At 67.9% G+C, this 16,645-nt stretch carries 10 protein-coding genes and 1 pseudogene; 7 read left to right on the top strand and 4 right to left on the bottom strand.

The genetic code is table 11. From position 1 onward, the window contains the following. The first annotated feature begins 63 nt into the window (after positions 1-63). Positions 64-1,629 (top strand): TolC family protein, encoded by a 1,566-nt coding sequence (locus AQ610_RS24375; RefSeq protein ID WP_045554751.1) that lies wholly within the window; start codon positions 64-66, stop codon positions 1,627-1,629. A 74-nt stretch (positions 1,630-1,703) separates the two neighbouring features. Here the strand turns inward: AQ610_RS24375 and ggt are convergent, their stop codons facing one another. Then, positions 1,704-3,425, bottom strand: coding sequence for a gamma-glutamyltransferase (gene ggt, locus AQ610_RS24370; RefSeq protein WP_006027072.1), 1,722 nt, complete (start codon positions 3,423-3,425; stop codon positions 1,704-1,706). Positions 3,426-3,940: 515 nt separating this feature from the next. Here ggt and AQ610_RS24365 point away from each other — a divergent pair. From AQ610_RS24365 to AQ610_RS37615, 6 genes and pseudogenes are all read left to right on the top strand, one after another. Continuing rightward, positions 3,941-4,459 (top strand): metal-dependent hydrolase, encoded by a 519-nt coding sequence (locus tag AQ610_RS24365; RefSeq protein ID WP_006027071.1) that lies wholly within the window; start codon positions 3,941-3,943, stop codon positions 4,457-4,459. A 137-nt stretch (positions 4,460-4,596) separates the two neighbouring features. Next, positions 4,597-4,959 (top strand): hypothetical protein, encoded by a 363-nt coding sequence (locus tag AQ610_RS24360; protein WP_006027070.1) that lies wholly within the window; start codon positions 4,597-4,599, stop codon positions 4,957-4,959. Between the two features lie 181 nt (positions 4,960-5,140). After that, the gene (locus AQ610_RS24355; protein WP_006027069.1) at positions 5,141-9,631 is read left to right on the top strand and encodes a DEAD/DEAH box helicase; all 4,491 of its coding nucleotides are present in this window, start codon (positions 5,141-5,143) and stop codon (positions 9,629-9,631) included. A gap of 140 nt (positions 9,632-9,771) precedes the next feature. Beyond that, positions 9,772-10,065, top strand: a complete 294-nt coding sequence (locus AQ610_RS24350; RefSeq protein WP_006027068.1) for a hypothetical protein — start codon at positions 9,772-9,774, stop codon at positions 10,063-10,065. Positions 10,066-10,391: 326 nt separating this feature from the next. Next, positions 10,392-11,687 carry an APC family permease gene (locus AQ610_RS24345; protein WP_006027067.1) on the top strand — a complete coding sequence of 432 codons (1,296 nt, stop codon included), beginning with the start codon at positions 10,392-10,394 and terminating at the stop codon, positions 11,685-11,687. 43 nt (positions 11,688-11,730) lie between these two features. Beyond that, positions 11,731-11,889: pseudogene (locus AQ610_RS37615) on the top strand (LysR family transcriptional regulator); the annotation flags it as partial. 21 nt (positions 11,890-11,910) lie between these two features. On the opposite strand, the gene AQ610_RS24340 reads toward AQ610_RS37615, so the two are convergent. From AQ610_RS24340 to AQ610_RS38005, 3 genes are all read right to left on the bottom strand, one after another. Next, positions 11,911-12,348 carry a YciI family protein gene (locus AQ610_RS24340; protein ID WP_006027066.1) on the bottom strand — a complete coding sequence of 146 codons (438 nt, stop codon included), beginning with the start codon at positions 12,346-12,348 and terminating at the stop codon, positions 11,911-11,913. Positions 12,349-12,637: 289 nt separating this feature from the next. After that, positions 12,638-14,656, bottom strand: a complete 2,019-nt coding sequence (locus AQ610_RS24335; RefSeq protein ID WP_009915204.1) for a PAS domain-containing sensor histidine kinase — start codon at positions 14,654-14,656, stop codon at positions 12,638-12,640. A 222-nt stretch (positions 14,657-14,878) separates the two neighbouring features. Next, on the bottom strand, positions 14,879-16,636 hold the full coding sequence (locus AQ610_RS38005) for an ATP-binding protein (RefSeq protein WP_144411893.1): 1,758 nt from the start codon (positions 16,634-16,636) through the stop codon (positions 14,879-14,881). Positions 16,637-16,645 lie beyond the last annotated feature (9 nt).

Genomic DNA, 16,645 nt, shown 5'->3' with positions numbered 1-16,645 from the left:
TATTTTTTATCGCTGCGATTACAAGCCGGAATCAGGCTATCATGCGCCCAAGACAGAAACAAGATGGCCGGCCGCGTCTTATATAGATTTTTGACGATCCAGAATTCACCAAAAAGATGCATGCGTTTCAACTCATTATTTAAAACGTTTAATTTGTGTCGCAGACCGCTTGACACAAGGCGGAAGAGGGAGACGGAGATGTTTGAAACAGCGAATTTGGGTGCCTCGTCTAAATTTCGGCATGCGGGTTTTCACTTAACGACAAAATCCTTTCGGCTTCGCGTCAATGTGGCTTACGTTACTGTTTGCGCGGCGCTTGCCGCACTCGGCACCGGTTCCGAATCGGCGCGCGCATTCTGTCTCGACGACGCTTATCAGCACGCGATCTCGAACGATCCGAAATTCCTCCAGGCGCGCGCCGAATACGACGCCGCGCGGCAGAAGTTTCCGCAGGCGCGCGCGCAGATGCTGCCGCAGGTGAGCGCGCAGCTCGAATGGGGCCGCTACGGCACGCACGCGAACCTGTTCGGCATCGACGTGAGCGGCAACAGCACCGCCGCGTACGGCGCCGCGCAGCTCTCGCAGGCGCTCTTCAACATGCCGTACCTGTACGACATGAGCCGCGCGAAGGAATTCGAGGAATCCGCGCGGCAGCAGCTCGAAGTCGCGAAGCAGGAGCTGATCATGCGCGTCGCGAACGCGTGCTTCGATCTGCTGTCCGCGCGCGAGAAACTGCAGCTCGCCGACGACGAAGTCGACGCGCTCACGCGCCTCGAGAGCGACACGCGCCGCATGGCGCAGCTCGGCATGAAGACGATCGGCGACACGGCCGAGATCGAGGCGCGCAGAAGTCTCGCGCAATCGGACGAGGCGCTCGCGCGCACCGACGTCGAGGCGCGCCGCGCCCGCTACGAGACGCTGCTCGGCTCCGCGATCGACTTCACGCGCTGGCCGCGGCTCGCGATGCACGGCGTGTCGCCGCGCATTCCGACGGGCGACTACCAGCCTCAGGACAACCCGTCGTATCAGCAGGCGTACCGCGACCTGCGCGTCGCGCGGCTCGCGTCGAAACGCATCAACGCGGAGCACCTGCCGACCGTCGACCTGTTCGCGACGTATTCGCGCGGCCTCAATCCGAACCTGCGCGGCCTCACCGACAAGAACGACTTCCATCAGAGCGCGATCGGCGTGCAGGTGACGATTCCGATCTTCTCGGGCGGCAGCGTGCACTACAGGAAGATCGAGGCCGACCGCGTCGCGACGCAGTACCAGAACCGGCTGCGCGAAGTCGAGCAGCAACTGAGCACCGACCATCGCGAGACGCTCGCGGCGCTGCAATCGATCGGCGCGCGAATCCGCGCGCTGCAGCAGTCGCTGCAGGCGGCGCGGCTCGCATACGACTCGTCGATGAAGGCGCACCAGGTGGGCTACAGCACGACTTACGAGACGCTGAACCTGCGCACCGACATCTCGAACATCCGCCAGAAGCTGTTCGAGAGCTACCTCGACGCGCTGAAGCTGCAACTGAAGCTCAAGGGCATTCTCGGCACGCTGGACGAGCAGTCGCTCGTCGCGGTCGACAGCTTCCTCGCGAGCAATGCGGCGCAAACGGACCGGAAGAGCGAATGAGCGCCCGCGCCGCTACGCGCGTCGATGAACGGCTGCCACGTCCAACGATGCGAAGCGATCGCGGCGCTGCGCGCTCACTGGATCACGCGCGACACGCCGCGGCCGCGCGGATCGGACACGGCCTCGGGCGTCTTGCCGTCGATCTGGATCGCCTGGATGTCGCCGCTGAAATCCTGGCCCTTCAGCGTGTAGCCCTTCGCCTCGATGCCCTTCGCCAGATCGCCGTCGATCGGGTGGTACGGCTCCCAGAAGATCGTGTTCGGCGGCAGCAGTTGATGGTGAAAGCGCATCGCGCCGACCGCGTCCTTCAGCGGCATCCTGAAGTCGTACAGGTTCGTGATCACCTGGAAGATCGACGTGAAGATCCGCGAGCCGCCCGGCGTGCCGATCACGAGCGCGACCTTGCCGTCCTTCGTCAGGATCGTCGGCGACATCGACGACAGCGGCCGCTTCCTCGGCTCGATCGCGTTCGCGTCGCTGCCGACGACGCCGAACATGTTCGCGACGCCCGGCTTCGCGGAGAAGTCGTCCATCTCGTCGTTGAGCACGATGCCCGTGCCTTCGGCGACGACGCCCGAGCCGAAGTAGCCGTTGATCGTGTACGTGTTCGACACCGCGTTGCCCCACTTGTCGACGACCGAGAAGTGCGTCGTCTCCGCCTTCTCCGGCATCGACGTGCCCAGGCCCGGCTGCACGCTCTTCGTGTCGGACGGCTTCTCCGGATTCACCTCGGCCGCGCGCTTCGCGATGTACGCGTCGTCGGTGAGCTGCGCGACGGGCACCTTGTAGAAGTCCGGGTCGCCGAGATACTGCGCGCGATCGGCGAACACGCGCTTCTCGATCTCGGCGATCAGGTGCACATATTGCGGCGAATTGAGCGAGACGCCGTCGAAGTCGGCCTTGCGGTCCGCCTTCATCTTCAGCAACTGGACGAGGCCGATGCCGCCCGAGCTCGGCGGCGGCGCGGTGATCACGCGATAGCCGTTCCAGCTCGCCTGGATCGGCTCGCGCCACACCGCCTTGTACTGAATCAGGTCCTGCTTCGTGATCAGGCCGCCGCCCTTCTTCATCGACGCGGCGATCAGGTCGGCCGTCCTGCCGTCGTAGAAGTCCTTCGCGCCGTCGTTCGCGATGCGCGCGAGCACCGCCGCGAGCTCCGGCTGCCTGAAGTTCGCGCCCGCCTTCAGGCCGCTGAAATATTGATCGAAGTTCGTCTTGCCGCCGAACTCCTTCGACGCGTCGACGCCGCGCTGCGCGAGCTGCTCGTCGACGATGAAGCCGTCGCGCGCATAGCGAACCGCGGGCGCGAGCACCTGCTTCCACTTCAGCTTGCCGAAGCGCTTCTGCACTTCCCACATCCCGGCCACCGTGCCCGGCACGCCGACCGCGCGATCGCCGTACAGGCTCATGCCCTTGACGACGTTGCCGTCCTTGTCGAGATACATGTCCTTCGTCGCGGCGAGCGGCGCGCGCTCGCGATAGTCGAGGAAGTACGGCTTGCCGCCGATGTAGACGGTCATGAAGCCGCCGCCGCCGATGTTGCCCGCTTCCGGATAGGTGACGGCGAGCGTGAACGCGATCGCGACCGCGGCGTCGACCGCGTTGCCGCCCTGCTTGAAGATCTGCTCGGCCGCGTCGGCGCTGTATTTGTCGGCGACCGCGACGGCCGAGCCGTCCAGCACGACGTGCTGCTGCGGGCCTTTCGCGTGAGCGGGCGCGCTCGGCAGGAAGCCGGCGACCGCCGTGCTCATGAGTGCGGCGAGCACCGTCGACTTGAAGCGATTCGTTGCGTTCATGACATGTCTCCCATTTGGATCTCCTTGCTAATTGGGGCACGAAAGTTCGATGAATAGGCTTATAGCATGGCCGCGCGCGTATACAAAAATGGGGTTTCGTAGGCACGCCGGCGGGCGGGCCGCACGCGGGCGAAGCGCGTCGCACCGGATGGCGGCGACTCGCGCCGGACGGCCATGCGGCGCGCGGAGGCCGTCGGGGCGGGACCGACGGCGCCGGATCGTGACGGCGCGTGAAGCAATGCAGCTTGAATCAACATGGTTAGTTGCATCGAAGAATTCGACGACGACAGCGCATCGTGCGACCGCGGAATGCCTGCATTCGGCACGACGCCGGCGTTGGCCGGATGGACCGTGGCCTTGACGCATCACACGAGCGCCGCACTGCTTGCAACTACTCGTTCGAGCGCATCGACCCGCGCCGAAAATTTTCCTTCCCCGCCGCTGCGCGCCGCACGCCAAATCTGCGAAGATAGCGCCCCCTTTCGATTTCGGCGGTACGCCGACGCAATACCGGCATGGCATCACACGCAGCACATCATGCGAGCGGCTGGGCCGCGGGGCTCGTCGCCGCGGCGCTCGTCGCGCAGGCGGGCGCGGCGGGACCGTGGCACGTCTACAGCCTCGCCGCGTTCGCGGCGGGCGTCGCGGGCGGCACCGCGCCCGACTGGCTCGAACTCGCGTGGTGGCGCCGCTCGCGGCGGCTCTGGGTCACGCATCGCACCGTCACGCACTGGGGCGTCGCGTGGGTCGCGATGCTCGTCTTCGCGTACCGGTCGCTCGGCCATCGCCACGGGTGGGCGGCGCCGCTTTTCGGCTTCGCGTGCGGCGGCCTCGTCCACCTGATCGCCGACTGGCCGAACCCGCTCGGCGTGCCGTGGCTGTGGAAGCGCCATTCGCTGAACTGGTGGAACAGCGGGCACTGCGATCTGATCGTCGTCGCGGCCGCATGGGCGGGCGCGCTGTGGCTCGCGCAGGCCGCGTGGGGGCACGCGGCGCCGCTCGCGCACTGGCTCGGCTGGCTGCGCACGGTGTGACGCCCGGCAGACGGCATGCCCGGCCGACGTCGACATACGCCCGGCCTGCGCCGCGGCCGCCGGCATGATGGCGAACGCGGCCTCGCCGCGCCCTTCGACGATCGGGCCGGATCGTCCGTGACACAACGCACAAGAACATGACCGACGACATCACGACGCCTCCGCCTTCGTCCGCCGCGCGCCCGCTGCCGAGCTTCGGCCCGCTGCGCTGGATCGTCCGGCACTGGCGCGGCGGCTATTCGCTCGCCGACGTTGCGCTGTCCCTCCTCAACGTCTGGTGGATCGTCGGCGTCTGGCGCGCGGCCAGGCAGCACATCGCCCGCACCGGCCGCCGATTCTGGGCGCGCGCGGCACAGATGACAGTGGCGCTCGTCGCGGCGCGCATCGTCTATTCGATCGTGGCCATTCCGCACTCGATCGAGACGCTCCAGTTCTTCGTCATCAATCCGGGGAGCCTGTTCACCGACCCGGTCGGCACGCCGAGGAACTGGCTGTTCTGACGGCTGTCGGGGCGGCGGCGACTCGCACCGCGCCGATCGCTCCGATCCCCCTACCGCGCGCCGCAGTGCAACGCGCCGCCGTTTGCGTTTCGCCTGCAGACCGCCCGCGCGTCTGGCACACTATCCCGCTGGGCCGGGCCGAGCCTTGCAACGCCCGCGCCCGCCCTCACTTACGGTAGCGATGGACATCACCCCCACCCGCCCCGCCGCCGGCGCGCTCGGCGCGTTCCACCCCGTCGTCGCCGCCTGGTTCTCCGGCACGTTCGCCGCGCCCACCACCGCGCAGGCGCTCGCGTGGCCGCACATCAAGGCCGGCCGCTCGACGCTCGTCGCCGCGCCGACGGGCTCCGGCAAGACGCTCACCGCGTTCCTGTCCGCGCTCGACGATCTCGTGCGCGACGCGCTCGCGCACGACGGCGCGCTGCCGGACGAGACGCTCGTCGTCTACGTGTCGCCGCTGAAGGCGCTGTCGAACGACATCCACGTCAACCTCGACGTGCCGCTCGCCGGCATCGCCGCCGAGATCGCGCGGCGCGGGCTGCCCGTGCCGCAGATCCGCACCGCGGTGCGCACCGGCGACACCACGCAGGCCGAGCGCGTCGCGCACCGCAAGCACGCGCCGCACATTCTCGTCACGACCCCGGAATCGCTGTACGTGCTGCTGTCGTCCGAATCGGGCCGGCGGATGCTCGCGAGCACGCGCACCGTGATCGTCGACGAAATCCACGCGCTCGCGACAGCCAAGCGCGGCAGCCATCTTGCGCTGTCGCTCGAGCGGCTCGACGCGCTCGTCGGCCGCAAGCTGCCGCGCATCGGGTTGTCCGCGACGCAAAAGCCGGTCGAGGCGGTCGCGCGCTTTCTCGTCGGCGGCCGCGACGACGCGCCGCTCGATTGCGCGATCGTCGATACCGGCCACACGCGCACGCGCGATCTCGCGCTCGAATTGCCGCCCGTTCCGCTCGGGCCGGTGATGGCGAACGACGTGTGGGAACGCCTCTACGACCGCATCGCGGAACTGGCCGCCGCGCACCGGACGACGCTCGTGTTCGTCAACACGCGCCGGATGGCCGAGCGCGCGGCGCGCCATCTCGCGGACCGGCTCGGCGCGGACGCGATCGCCGCGCACCACGGCAGCCTCGCGAAGGAGCACCGCTTCGACGCCGAGCAGCGCCTGAAGCACGGCAGGCTGAAGCTGCTCGTCGCGACCGCGTCGCTCGAGCTCGGCATCGACATCGGCGACGTCGACCTCGTCTGCCAGCTCGGCTCGCCGCGCGGCATCGCGCCGTTCCTGCAGCGCGTCGGACGCTCCGGGCACCGCGTCGGCGGCGTGCCGAAGGGGCGACTCTTTCCGCTGTCGCGCGACGAGCTCGTCGAATGCGCGGCGCTCCTCGACTGCGTGCGGCGCGGCGAGCTCGATCTGCTGCGCATCCCGCGCGCGCCGCTCGACGTGCTCGCGCAGCAGCTCGTCGCCGAAGTCGCCTGCCGCGAATGGGACGAGCACGCGCTCTATCGCTGCGTGACGCAGGCCGCGCCCTACGCGACGCTCGCGCGCGAGACGTTCGACGACGTGCTGAAGATGCTCGCCGAGGGCTTCACGAGCCGGCGCGGCGCGCGCGCCGCGTACCTGCATCGCGACGTCGTCGCGCACACGGTGCGCGGGCGGCGCGGCGCGCGGCTCGCGGCCGTCACGTCGGGCGGCACGATCCCCGACAACGCCGACTACGCGGTGCTGCTCGAGCCGCAGGGCGTGAACATCGGCACCGTCAACGAGGACTTTGCGGTCGAGAGCCTCGCGGGCGACGTGTTCCAGCTCGGCAACCAGTCGTACCGGATCATCCGGATCGAGACGGGGCGCGTGCGCGTCGAGGATGCGCACGGGCAGGCGCCGAACATCCCGTTCTGGCTCGGCGAGGCGCCCGCGCGCAGCGACGAGCTGTCGGCGGGCGTCGCGCGGCTGCGCGCGCAGGTCGACGCGCTGCTTGCGCGCGGCGATGCGGCCGGCGCGCCCGCGGCCGCACCCGCGCCGCGCCGCCTCGCGCCCGTGCTCGCGTGGCTGACGGGCGAGCTCGGCCTCGACGCCGAGGCCGCGCGGCAGATTGCCGACTACCTCGCGCGCGCCCGTGCGGCGCTCGGCGCGCTGCCGACGCAGGACACGCTCGTGATGGAGCGCTTCTTCGACGAATCGGGCGGCATGCAGCTCGTGATCCATTCGCCGTTTGGCAGCCGGATCAACCGCGCGTGGGGCCTCGCGCTGCGCAAGCGCTTCTGCCGCAGCTTCAACTTCGAGCTGCAGGCGGCCGCGACCGACGACGCGCTGATCCTCTCGCTGTCGCTCGCGCACAGCTTCGCGCTCGACGAGGTGTGGCGCTACCTGCGCGCGTCGAGCGCCGAGCACGTGCTGATCCAGGCGCTCCTCGACGCGCCGCTCTTCACCGCGCGCTGGCGCTGGAACGCGACGACGTCGCTCGCGCTGCCGCGCTTCGCGGGCGGCCGCAAGGTCGCGCCGCAACTGCAGCGGATGAGGAGCGACGATCTGCTCGCGACCGTGTTCCCCGATCAGGTCGCATGCGCGGAGAACATCGTCGGCGAGCGCGAAGTGCCGAAGCATCCGCTCGTCGACCAGACGCTCGACGACTGCCTGCACGACGCGATGGACACCGAAGGCTGGCTCGCGCTGCTGCGGCGGATCGAGACGGACGGCGTCGCGCTCGTCGCGCGCGATCTGAGCGCGCCGTCGCCGCTCGCGGCCGAGATCCTGAACGCGAAGCCTTACGCGTTCCTCGACGACGCGCCGCTCGAAGAGCGCCGCACGCAAGCGGTGCTCGCGCGGCGCTGGACCGATCCGGAATCGGCCGACGATCTCGGCGCGCTCGATGCGGGCGCGATCGACTCGGTGCGCGACGAGGCGTGGCCGCTCGTGCGCGACGACGACGAGATGCACGACGCGCTCATCGGGCTCGCATGCGTCGCCGACGATGAAATCGATTCGCACGACGGCTGGCGCGCGTGCGCCGCGCGGCTCGCGGCGGGCCGGCGCGCGGCGCGGCTCGCGCTCGCCGGCGGCCGCGGGCTGTGGATTGCCGCCGAGCGCGTCGCGTGCATGCGCGCGCTGTACGGCGAGGACGTCGCGCCCGATCCGCCGCTTGCCCCGCCGCCCGGCTTCGACGCGCCGTGGGAGCGCGACGCCGCGCTCGTCGACGTGATCCGCGCGCGCCTCACGGGCTTCGGCCCGCTCACGGCCGACGCGCTCGCCGCGCCGCTCGCGCTGCCCGCCGCGTCGGTCGCGATCGCGCTCGCCGCGCTCGAGCGCGAGGGCTACGCGATGCGCGGACGCTTCACGCCGGGCGCGCGCGACGACGAATGGTGCGAGCGGCACCTGCTCGCGCGCATCCATCGCTATACGGTCAAGCGCCTGCGCCGCGAGATCGAGCCCGTCGAGCTCGCGGATTTCATGCGCTTCCTGTTCCACTGGCAGCGCGTCGCGCCCGATACGCGCGGCTTGGGCGTGGACGCGCTCGCGCCGGTCGTCCATCAGCTCGAAGGCTTCGAGGCGGCCGCGAGCGCGTGGGAAGACGAGATCCTGCCCGCGCGGCTCGCCGACTACGTGGCGGGCGGCCTCGACGAGCCGTGCCGCGCCGGCAAGCTGACGTGGACGCGGCTCGGCGCGCCGCCGAAGGCCGCGAGCGCGCCGGTGAAGACGACGCCCGTCGTGCTGCTGCCGCGCCGCGAGCTCGCGGTCTGGCAGGCGCTGCGCGATCCGGCCGCGCTGCCGGCGCTGTCCGCGCGCGCCGAGCGCGTGCGCGCGACGCTCGCCGCGTATGGCGCGATGTTCTTCGACGAGCTGACCGCGCACGCGCGCCTGTTGCCCGTCGAGCTCGAGCGCGCGCTCGGCGAGCTCGTCGCGGCGGGCCTCGTCAATGCGGACAGCTTCGCGGGCCTGCGCGCGCTGATCCGGCCGGCCGCGCAGCGCCGCACGCACCGGTCGTCGCGCGTGCGGCGCGGCGGCGCGCTGATCGGCGGGATGGACGACGCGGGGCGCTGGGCGCTCGTGCAGCGGCTGCCGCTCGCGCCGCTCGATTTTGATGAAGACGACGATGACGCATCCGGAGGCGACGCGCGCCGCTCCGGCGCATCCGTCGCCGATGCCGATGCCGATGCGCGCATCGCGCGCGCGATGCGTGCGGCGCCGCCGCCGACGGGCCGCCATGCGATCGCGCCCGCCGCGCTCGAGCACGTCGCGCGGACGCTGCTGCGCCGCTACGGCGTCGTGTTCTGGCGCATCCTCGCCTGCGAGGCCGAATGGATGCCGAGCTGGCGCGAGCTGCTGCCCGTCTACCGGCGGCTCGAGGCGCGCGGCGAGATCCGCGGCGGCCGCTTCGTCGCGGGCCTCGCGGGCGAGCAGTTCGCGCTGCCCGACGCGATCCCGATCCTGCGCGAGCTCCGCCGTCGGCCGGCCGAAGGGTTGCTGCTGTGCGTAAGCGGGGCCGATCCGCTCAATCTGACAGGCACGCTGCTGCCCGGCGAGCGCGTGCCCGCGCTCGCGGGCAACCGGCTCCTGTTCCGCGACGGCGTGCCGATCGCCGCGCTCGTCGGCGGGCAGTTCGTCTATGCGCGCGAGCTCGACGCAGCCGGGCAGGACGACGCGCGCGCGAGGCTTGCGCGGCATCGGTAACGCGGGCCGCGGGGTTCGGCGGTTCTGCATCGATGCTCGATCGACTCGTGCTCGGCGCGGCTCCTACCAGAACTGGTCAGTAGTGTTTTCCGGGCTCCGCCCGAACAATCGTCGACGGGCACGCCCGGCCGCCCATCGTCATGGCCACCCTCTACATCACCAACGCGGACAACGAAGTCTTCGCGACCGTCAACGGACTGGTCGTCTACGACAGGAAAACCGAGAACAACCCCACCTTCTCCGACCAGGTCGACCTGACGCCGTATCTCGCCGACGGCCTCAACACGCTGGTGGTCGCCGGCGTCAACTGGGGCGGGCCGGCCACGTTCAAGGGGACCGTCGTCGTCGGCAAGATCGAAACGCCGTTCGCGTTCACCGCGCCGAGCACGCCGAACGGCATTGTCTTCCATCAGACGTTCGTGATTCCGCAATAAGCGTTCGCATCGCGCGGACGGGTCTCGGCCCGTCTGCGTCGCGGTTTCCGTCTCCTCGCGCCGCACGGACGGCGCGCACCGGCCCCCCGCGCCGCCTGCCCGAACCCGGCCGATCGCACGGCGCAAGCGCCCCGCTTGCGCATTTCCTTCCGAAACAATCCCCGTCGGCAGCAACAAACTACTGAACGCTCGCACGCCGAAACCGGCGCCATCCACTATCATCGCCGCTTGCGTTCCACGCTGCCCGGCGGCGGCGACCCCTGCCCGGCCGGCCGCGCGGACACGCCGGCACACTCGAACACATGCCCCTTCAGGAGACCCGACAGATGAACGCCCCCGTCGAGCGCGGCGCCACGGCCGTGCCGCACCACGCCGGCTCACTCACGATCCTCCAGGGCACCGCGCTCTACATCGGCGCGGTGCTCGGCACCGGCGTGATCGCGCTGCCCGCGCTCGCGGCCGAGGTCGCGGGCCCCGCGTCGCTCATTGCATGGGCGGCGCTCGTCGTGCTGTCGATCCCGCTCGCCGCGACCTTCGCCGCGCTCGGCGCCCGCTATCCGGACGCAGGCGGCGTATCGACCTACGTGCGCACCGCGTTCGGCCCGAAAGCGGCGGCCGTCGTCGGCTGGTGCTTCTATTTCGCGGTGCCGGCCGGCGCGCCCGCCGCCGCGATGTTCGGCGGCGCGTACGTCGCCGCCGTCACGGGCGGCGGACACGCGACGGTGATCGCGTCGGCGGCCGCGCTGATCGCGATCGTCGCGGCCGCGAACGCGTTCGGCGTCACCGTGTCGGGGCGCATGCAGCTCATGCTGTCCGCGCTGCTCGTCGCGCTGCTCGTCGCCGCCGTGCTCGCGTCCGCACCGCACGCGCGCGCGGCGCACCTGCATCCGTTCGCGCCGCACGGCTGGCTCGCGGTCGGCGAGGCCGCCGCACTGCTCGTCTGGAGCTTCGCCGGCTGGGAAGCGATCACCCATCTCGCAGCCGAGTTCCGGCGGCCCGCGCACGACCTGCCGCGCTCGACGGGCATCGCGGTCGCGGTGGTGGGGCTGCTGTACCTGTCGGTCGCGGCCGCGAGCGTGCTCGTGCTCGGGCCTGCGGCGGGCGCATCGGGCGCGCCGCTCGCGGAGCTGATCGCGCGCGGGATCGGCGGCAACGCGCAGTTGATCGCGACGGCGGCCGCGCTGCTGCTCACGCTCGGCACGATGAACGCCTACTTCGCGGGCGCGGCGAAGCTCGGCGCCGCGCTCGGCCGCGACGGCGCGCTGCCCCGCTGGTTCGCGCAAGGCAGCCAGACGGGCGGCGTGCCGCGGCGCAGCCTCGCCGTCCTCGCGGCGCTCGCCGGCTGCGCGCTCGTCGCGGCCGTCGCGACGGGCATGGGGCCGAAGCCGCTCGTGCTCGCGACGTCGGGCAATTTCGTGATGGTCTACGTGCTCGGCGCGGCGGCGGCCGCGAAGCTCCTGCCGCGCGGCGGGTTCGCGCATCGCGCGTCGATCGTCGCGTTCCTGTCGGCGCTCCTGCTGCTCGCGACGACGGGCTGGTATCTGCTGTGGCCGCTGCTGCTGACCGCGTCGGCCATCGGTTATCTTCTCGTCACGGACAGGCGGACGGCGGCGAAGCGGTGAAGGCCGCCGGCCATTCGGGGAAATCCGCGACGTCCCGCGCGATGCGCCGCAAGACGCGCCGCACGATCTGAAGCAGCACCGCTGCATCCGCTTCCGGTTCGGAAGCGGCGCGCTCTATCGCCGGGATCTGTCGCATCGCGGCAAGACCGCGAGCGTCGACGTCGACGGGCCGCTCACGCTCGGCAAGCTGAGAATGCTCCTTCGAAACCGCCGGCGCCCGGCGTCAGCGCGCGCCCTTGCCCTCCCCGTCGATCTCGTCGCGCAACCGCGCCTCCCGCTCGCGCAACGCGGACGTGAATTCGTCGCCGAAGTCTTCCATCTCGTACAGCGGCCGGATCTCGATCTCCGAATCGCCATCCATCGGATTCGGGCACCGTTTCACCCATTCGACGGCCTCTTCCATCGACGCGACCTTCCACAGCCAGAACCCTGCGACAAGCTCCCCGGTTTGCGCGAACGGCCCGTCGATCACGGTCCGCGCGCTGCCCGAGAAGCGCACCCGCTTGCCTTTCGCACTCGGATGCAGACCATCGGCCGCGAGTATCACGCCCGCCTTCACGAGTTCCTCGTTGAACTTGCCCATCGCCTCGAACTGTTCCTTCGACGGCATCTTGCCCGCCTCCGATTCGTTCGTCGCCTTCACCATGACCATCACGCGCATTTTGCCTTCTCCTTGAGTGGACGAGTCGATCCGCATGGCAGCCGGAACCGGTCCGGCTGCGTCGGGTGGCCTCGACATGTCGACGAGCGAACGTCGCCGAATTCGACACGTCAGAGCCGGTTCCCGCCAATCATCCGGCAAGCGGCCCGGAAATCACGGGAATCCCCGACATGGCGGATAGACTTTGCGCCAGAAGCAAAACGGGACGAGATGTGACGGCGGGCAACACCTTGGCTGTTGCAACGGTGCCCCTCCGATTCTGCCTGAGCGGTCGATGACGTCCCGACGCTTACTCTACGGCCTGCGCTTCGACTGCCGCAAGCGGCAACGTGACGGTCAACACAAAACCGGCTCCGGGCGACGTGCGGATCTGGGTATCGCCGCCCAGTAGCGCAGCGCGCTCCCTCATCCCGAGCAGACCGAACGATCGCCGGCCAAGGCTGGAATCACGCACGGCGCCGCGGCCGTTATCGGCAATCCGCACGATGCAATGAGAATCGTCGCGGGTGATATCGATCACCACTTCGGTTGCAGCGGAATGACGTGCGACGTTCGTGAGCGCCTCCTGAACAATGCGAAACACCCCTACCCTGCTTTCGCGATTGAAGTGGATCGCCTGCGCATCGATGTGACGAGTGACGTGCACGTGATAACGCGCCGAGAATTCTTCGATCAACCAGTCGATGGCGGGGATAAGGCCGAGATCGTCCAGCATCGCAGGACGCAGGTCTGCCGCGAACCGCCGCACCGAATTGATCAGTTGATCGATCAACGCATAGATGGAGCTGAGGTCATTCCGTGAAATCAAACGCTCCGGGCCTGCCGGCTTTTTATGTTCCAACAGCGTAACCGCCATCTTCAGGGCAGTCAGTTGTTGGCCGAAGTCGTCATGCAATTCGCGGGCGATGCGCGCCATCTCTTCCTCGCGTATCTTCTGGATATGCGCGGACAGGCGCCGCAGCTCTTCGCGCGAGATTCGCAGCGCCTCCTCGGCGCGCTTGCGTTCGGCGATGTCCGCGACCACCGAAATGAAATAGCTCGGCTTGCCTGCGTCGTCGCGCATCAGCGCGACGGTCAGCTCGATCCATACCTCGCTGTGATCTTTCCTGAAATAGCGCTTTTCCATCGTGTACGTATCGATCTGCCCATCGAGCACCTGGCGCACCTGCGCGAGATCCGCATCCAGATCGTCGGGATGCGTGATGTCCTGGAAGGTCAGCGCGAGCAACTCTTCGCGCGTGTAACCGACGATGTCGCACAGCTTCTGGTTGACGCGCAGCCAGCGGCCGTCCGGGCTGACATGCGCGATGCCGACGGCCGCCTGCTCGAACGTGGCGCGAAAGCGCTTTTCGCTGTCGCGCAGGGCACGCTCGGTTTCCTTGCGCGCGGTAATGTCACGCAAGAACCCGCTGAAGTACCGACGTGTGCCGACGCCGATTGGCGTGATGGCGAGCTCGACCGGGAATTCATGCCCGTCGCGGTGCAAGGCGGTCCACTCGATCCGCTGGTGCAGCAGCTTTGCCTCGCCAGTCTCCAAGTACCGCTGCAAATCGCGGGTATGAGCCTCCCGATAGCGATGGGGAATGATCAGCTCGCTCATCGAACGACCAAGCGCTTCATCGGCCGACCAGCCGAAGATGGCCGCAGCCTGCGGATTCCATCCGACCACGACACCGTCGGAATCCATCGTGACGACAGCGTCCAGCGCGGTGTCGACGATCTGTCGCATGCGCTCTTCGCTGTCGCGCAGCGACTGCAGCGCGTGCTCCAGCTCCACGCTCTTGCGGCGCAGCGCGTCGGCTGCACGTTCGAGTTCGGCGGTGCGCTGCGCGACCCGATGCTCCAGTTCGCGGTTGAGCGCTTGCAGTTCTTCTTCTGTCTTGCGGTGTGCGGCAACCTCGCGCAGCAAATCGTTGCTTGCCGCTTCCAACTGCTTCACGCCTGGCAGCGCAAGCGCCTTCGGCATCAAGGGCCAGATTGCGACGGCAGTGGACAGGGAGGCGATCGCGGTGATCGTCTTGACACCGGCATCGAGCCAGTACTCTGGCTGCCAGATGTTCAGAATGGCAATCAAATGCGTCGTCCCGCACGCCAGGATAAAGGACGCAAACATGAGAAAGGCCCAACTGAACGGCAGCTCGGCACGACGCCGCGTAAAGGTCCATAGCGCGACCGGAATCGAGTAGTACGACAACGCGATGACCGCGTCCGAGCCGACGTAAGTCCACAGCAGGCCGGATGACCAATGAAAACAATAGCCGTGGGGCATGAATCCGGTTGATCCGAAAAATTGGGCGATCGCATCCATGAATTCCTCGCCAACGGGATGGTTGACGTATGCCTGGCCTGGTTGAGCGAAACGCAACTGCGTTCGTGGGCATCGGGCATCTTGACGCCTTAAATAGGGTTCAACGCTAGCTGTCCGCTTCGATAATCGAATTGGAATTATCACACTAGCATCTAGCAAGAGGCATGAGCCGACCCGCTACCGGGCCTCGACGGAGCGCCGGATTCGCGGCGTTTCCAGGCGCTACGCCGGTTGCCTGATCGGGAGCACGATATGGAACGTCGTTCCCCTGCCGGGTTCCGATTCGACTGTCAGTTGTCCGTGGTGACTGGACACGATGCCGTAGGAGATGGACAGGCCCAGGCCCGTTCCCTTGCCAACGGGCTTGGTCGTGAAGAAAGGCTCGAAGATGCGCGTCAGGTGTTCAGACGCGATTCCGCAGCCATTGTCGCTGATGGCGATGCATATCGTATCGGCATCGGCGCTGGTGCGGATCGTGATCCTGCCAAAGCGATCGCGCATCGCATGAGACGCGTTGACGATGATGTTGAGGAAAACCTGATTCAGTTGCGACAGCACGCACTCGATGTCCGGCAAATCGCCGTATTCCTTGACGATTTCGGCATGCGCCTTGACTTCGTTCTGGACGACCCGCAGCGTCGAATCGAGACCTTGATGGACGTTCGCCAGAACAAACGTCGGTTTGGCGTCGTTGCGCGCGAAATCCCGCAAATTCTGGACAATCTCCTTGACACGCATCAGCCCATCCCTGGATTCACGCATCAACGCAGGTATGTCTTCTTTCAGGTAGTTGAGCTCCGCAGTCTCCTTCGCCGAGTGAATGGTCGACACCGCCTCGGGCGAAGCGATCTTCTCTTCCATGTTTTCGTACAGCGTCAGCACGTGGAATAGCTTGCGCAGATAAGCTTCGAGCGTACCGAAGTTGCTATAGACGAAACCGACGGGATTGTTGATCTCGTGCGCGACGCCGGCGGCCAGCAACCCGATGGACGCCAGCTTCTCGGATTCCAGCAGCTTGACATGCGCCAGCGTCAACTTCGCATTGGTGCTGACGAGTTCCCTGTTTGCCGCCGTGAGCTCGTTCGTCCGTTCCGCGACGCGCTCTTCCAGGTGACGCTGGTGGTTGAGCAGTTCGTTGCGGCTCGCCTCGAGTTCCTCCGCCATCGTGTTGAACGACTCCGCCAGTTCGGCGATCTCATCGTCGGCATCGATCTCGATGGGCTGATTGAAATTGCCCAGCGCGTACTGCTGCGCCGAATCGCCGATCCGGCGCAGCGAGGACGTGATATGCCGGATGATGCTGTACATGGCGATGCCGGCCAGCATGGTCGCGAGACCCAGCATGGACAGGACAAGGCCACGGGCAATGACATACCGCTGCGCTTCCAGCGCCTGGGCCGCCAACGCCTGGCTGCGCTCCAGCTCGATCATCGACTGCCAGGACTGGATATAGGTCGCCAGCTTTGGCATGACCAGTTGGTGCAGCGCATTCGCGGCCGCATCGCGATCTCCCGCAGCCAACCGCTTTTCCACGGCTGTCCGCGTATTGACGTAATCCCAGCGAGCCTTCAGGACGGCCTTGAACGCAGCCCGCTCGTCGGGTGTATCGAGCAGGCTCTCGAACGTCTTGTACAGAACGGTAATGCGCTGGGTGGTGTTCTTCTGCGCGGCGAAGACCGTGTCAAACTGCTGTTGATCAATGGGGTCGCGGCTTTGGATCAGGAACAGCTCGAACGCCCGCCGCGCGTTCTCGTTGACCAGTCGTATTCCGCCCTGCGCCAGCAGCACCCGGTCGAAATGATCGGCCTTCGCGCCGGAATCCTGCGCGCCGCGCACCAGTCGTTCGCGCGCGGCTTGCAAGGCCCCCATTTGATGGAATGTCACGAGATTGGTCACAACCAGCAGGAGCAGCAGGAAGGCAAATGCCAGCCACAGGCGGGTACGTATCTTGAGGTGGGCAATCCACCACCGGAACTTCATTTCTTCCCC

It is taken from the genome of Burkholderia humptydooensis (assembly GCF_001513745.1).
Taxonomy (GTDB): domain Bacteria; phylum Pseudomonadota; class Gammaproteobacteria; order Burkholderiales; family Burkholderiaceae; genus Burkholderia; species Burkholderia humptydooensis.
Note: the sequence above shows the minus strand (reverse complement) of the source record. Positions and strands in the feature narration are given on the sequence as shown.

Bases quoted from the DNA above. Each gene is read 5' to 3' on its own strand.
- AQ610_RS24345 (WP_006027067.1), top strand. From the start codon at position 10,392: ATGAACGCCCCCGTCGAGCGCGGCGCCACGGCCGTGCCGCACCACGCC.
- AQ610_RS24355 (WP_006027069.1), top strand. From the start codon at position 5,141: ATGGACATCACCCCCACCCGCCCCGCCGCCGGCGCGCTCGGCGCGTTC.
- AQ610_RS24365 (WP_006027071.1), top strand. From the start codon at position 3,941: ATGGCATCACACGCAGCACATCATGCGAGCGGCTGGGCCGCGGGGCTC.
- AQ610_RS38005 (WP_144411893.1), bottom strand. From the start codon at position 16,636: ATGAAGTTCCGGTGGTGGATTGCCCACCTCAAGATACGTACCCGCCTG.
- AQ610_RS24375 (WP_045554751.1), top strand. From the start codon at position 64: ATGGCCGGCCGCGTCTTATATAGATTTTTGACGATCCAGAATTCACCA.
- AQ610_RS24350 (WP_006027068.1), top strand. From the start codon at position 9,772: ATGGCCACCCTCTACATCACCAACGCGGACAACGAAGTCTTCGCGACC.
- AQ610_RS24335 (WP_009915204.1), bottom strand. From the start codon at position 14,656: ATGGATGCGATCGCCCAATTTTTCGGATCAACCGGATTCATGCCCCAC.
- ggt (WP_006027072.1), bottom strand. From the start codon at position 3,425: ATGAACGCAACGAATCGCTTCAAGTCGACGGTGCTCGCCGCACTCATG.
- AQ610_RS24360 (WP_006027070.1), top strand. From the start codon at position 4,597: ATGACCGACGACATCACGACGCCTCCGCCTTCGTCCGCCGCGCGCCCG.
- AQ610_RS24340 (WP_006027066.1), bottom strand. From the start codon at position 12,348: ATGCGCGTGATGGTCATGGTGAAGGCGACGAACGAATCGGAGGCGGGC.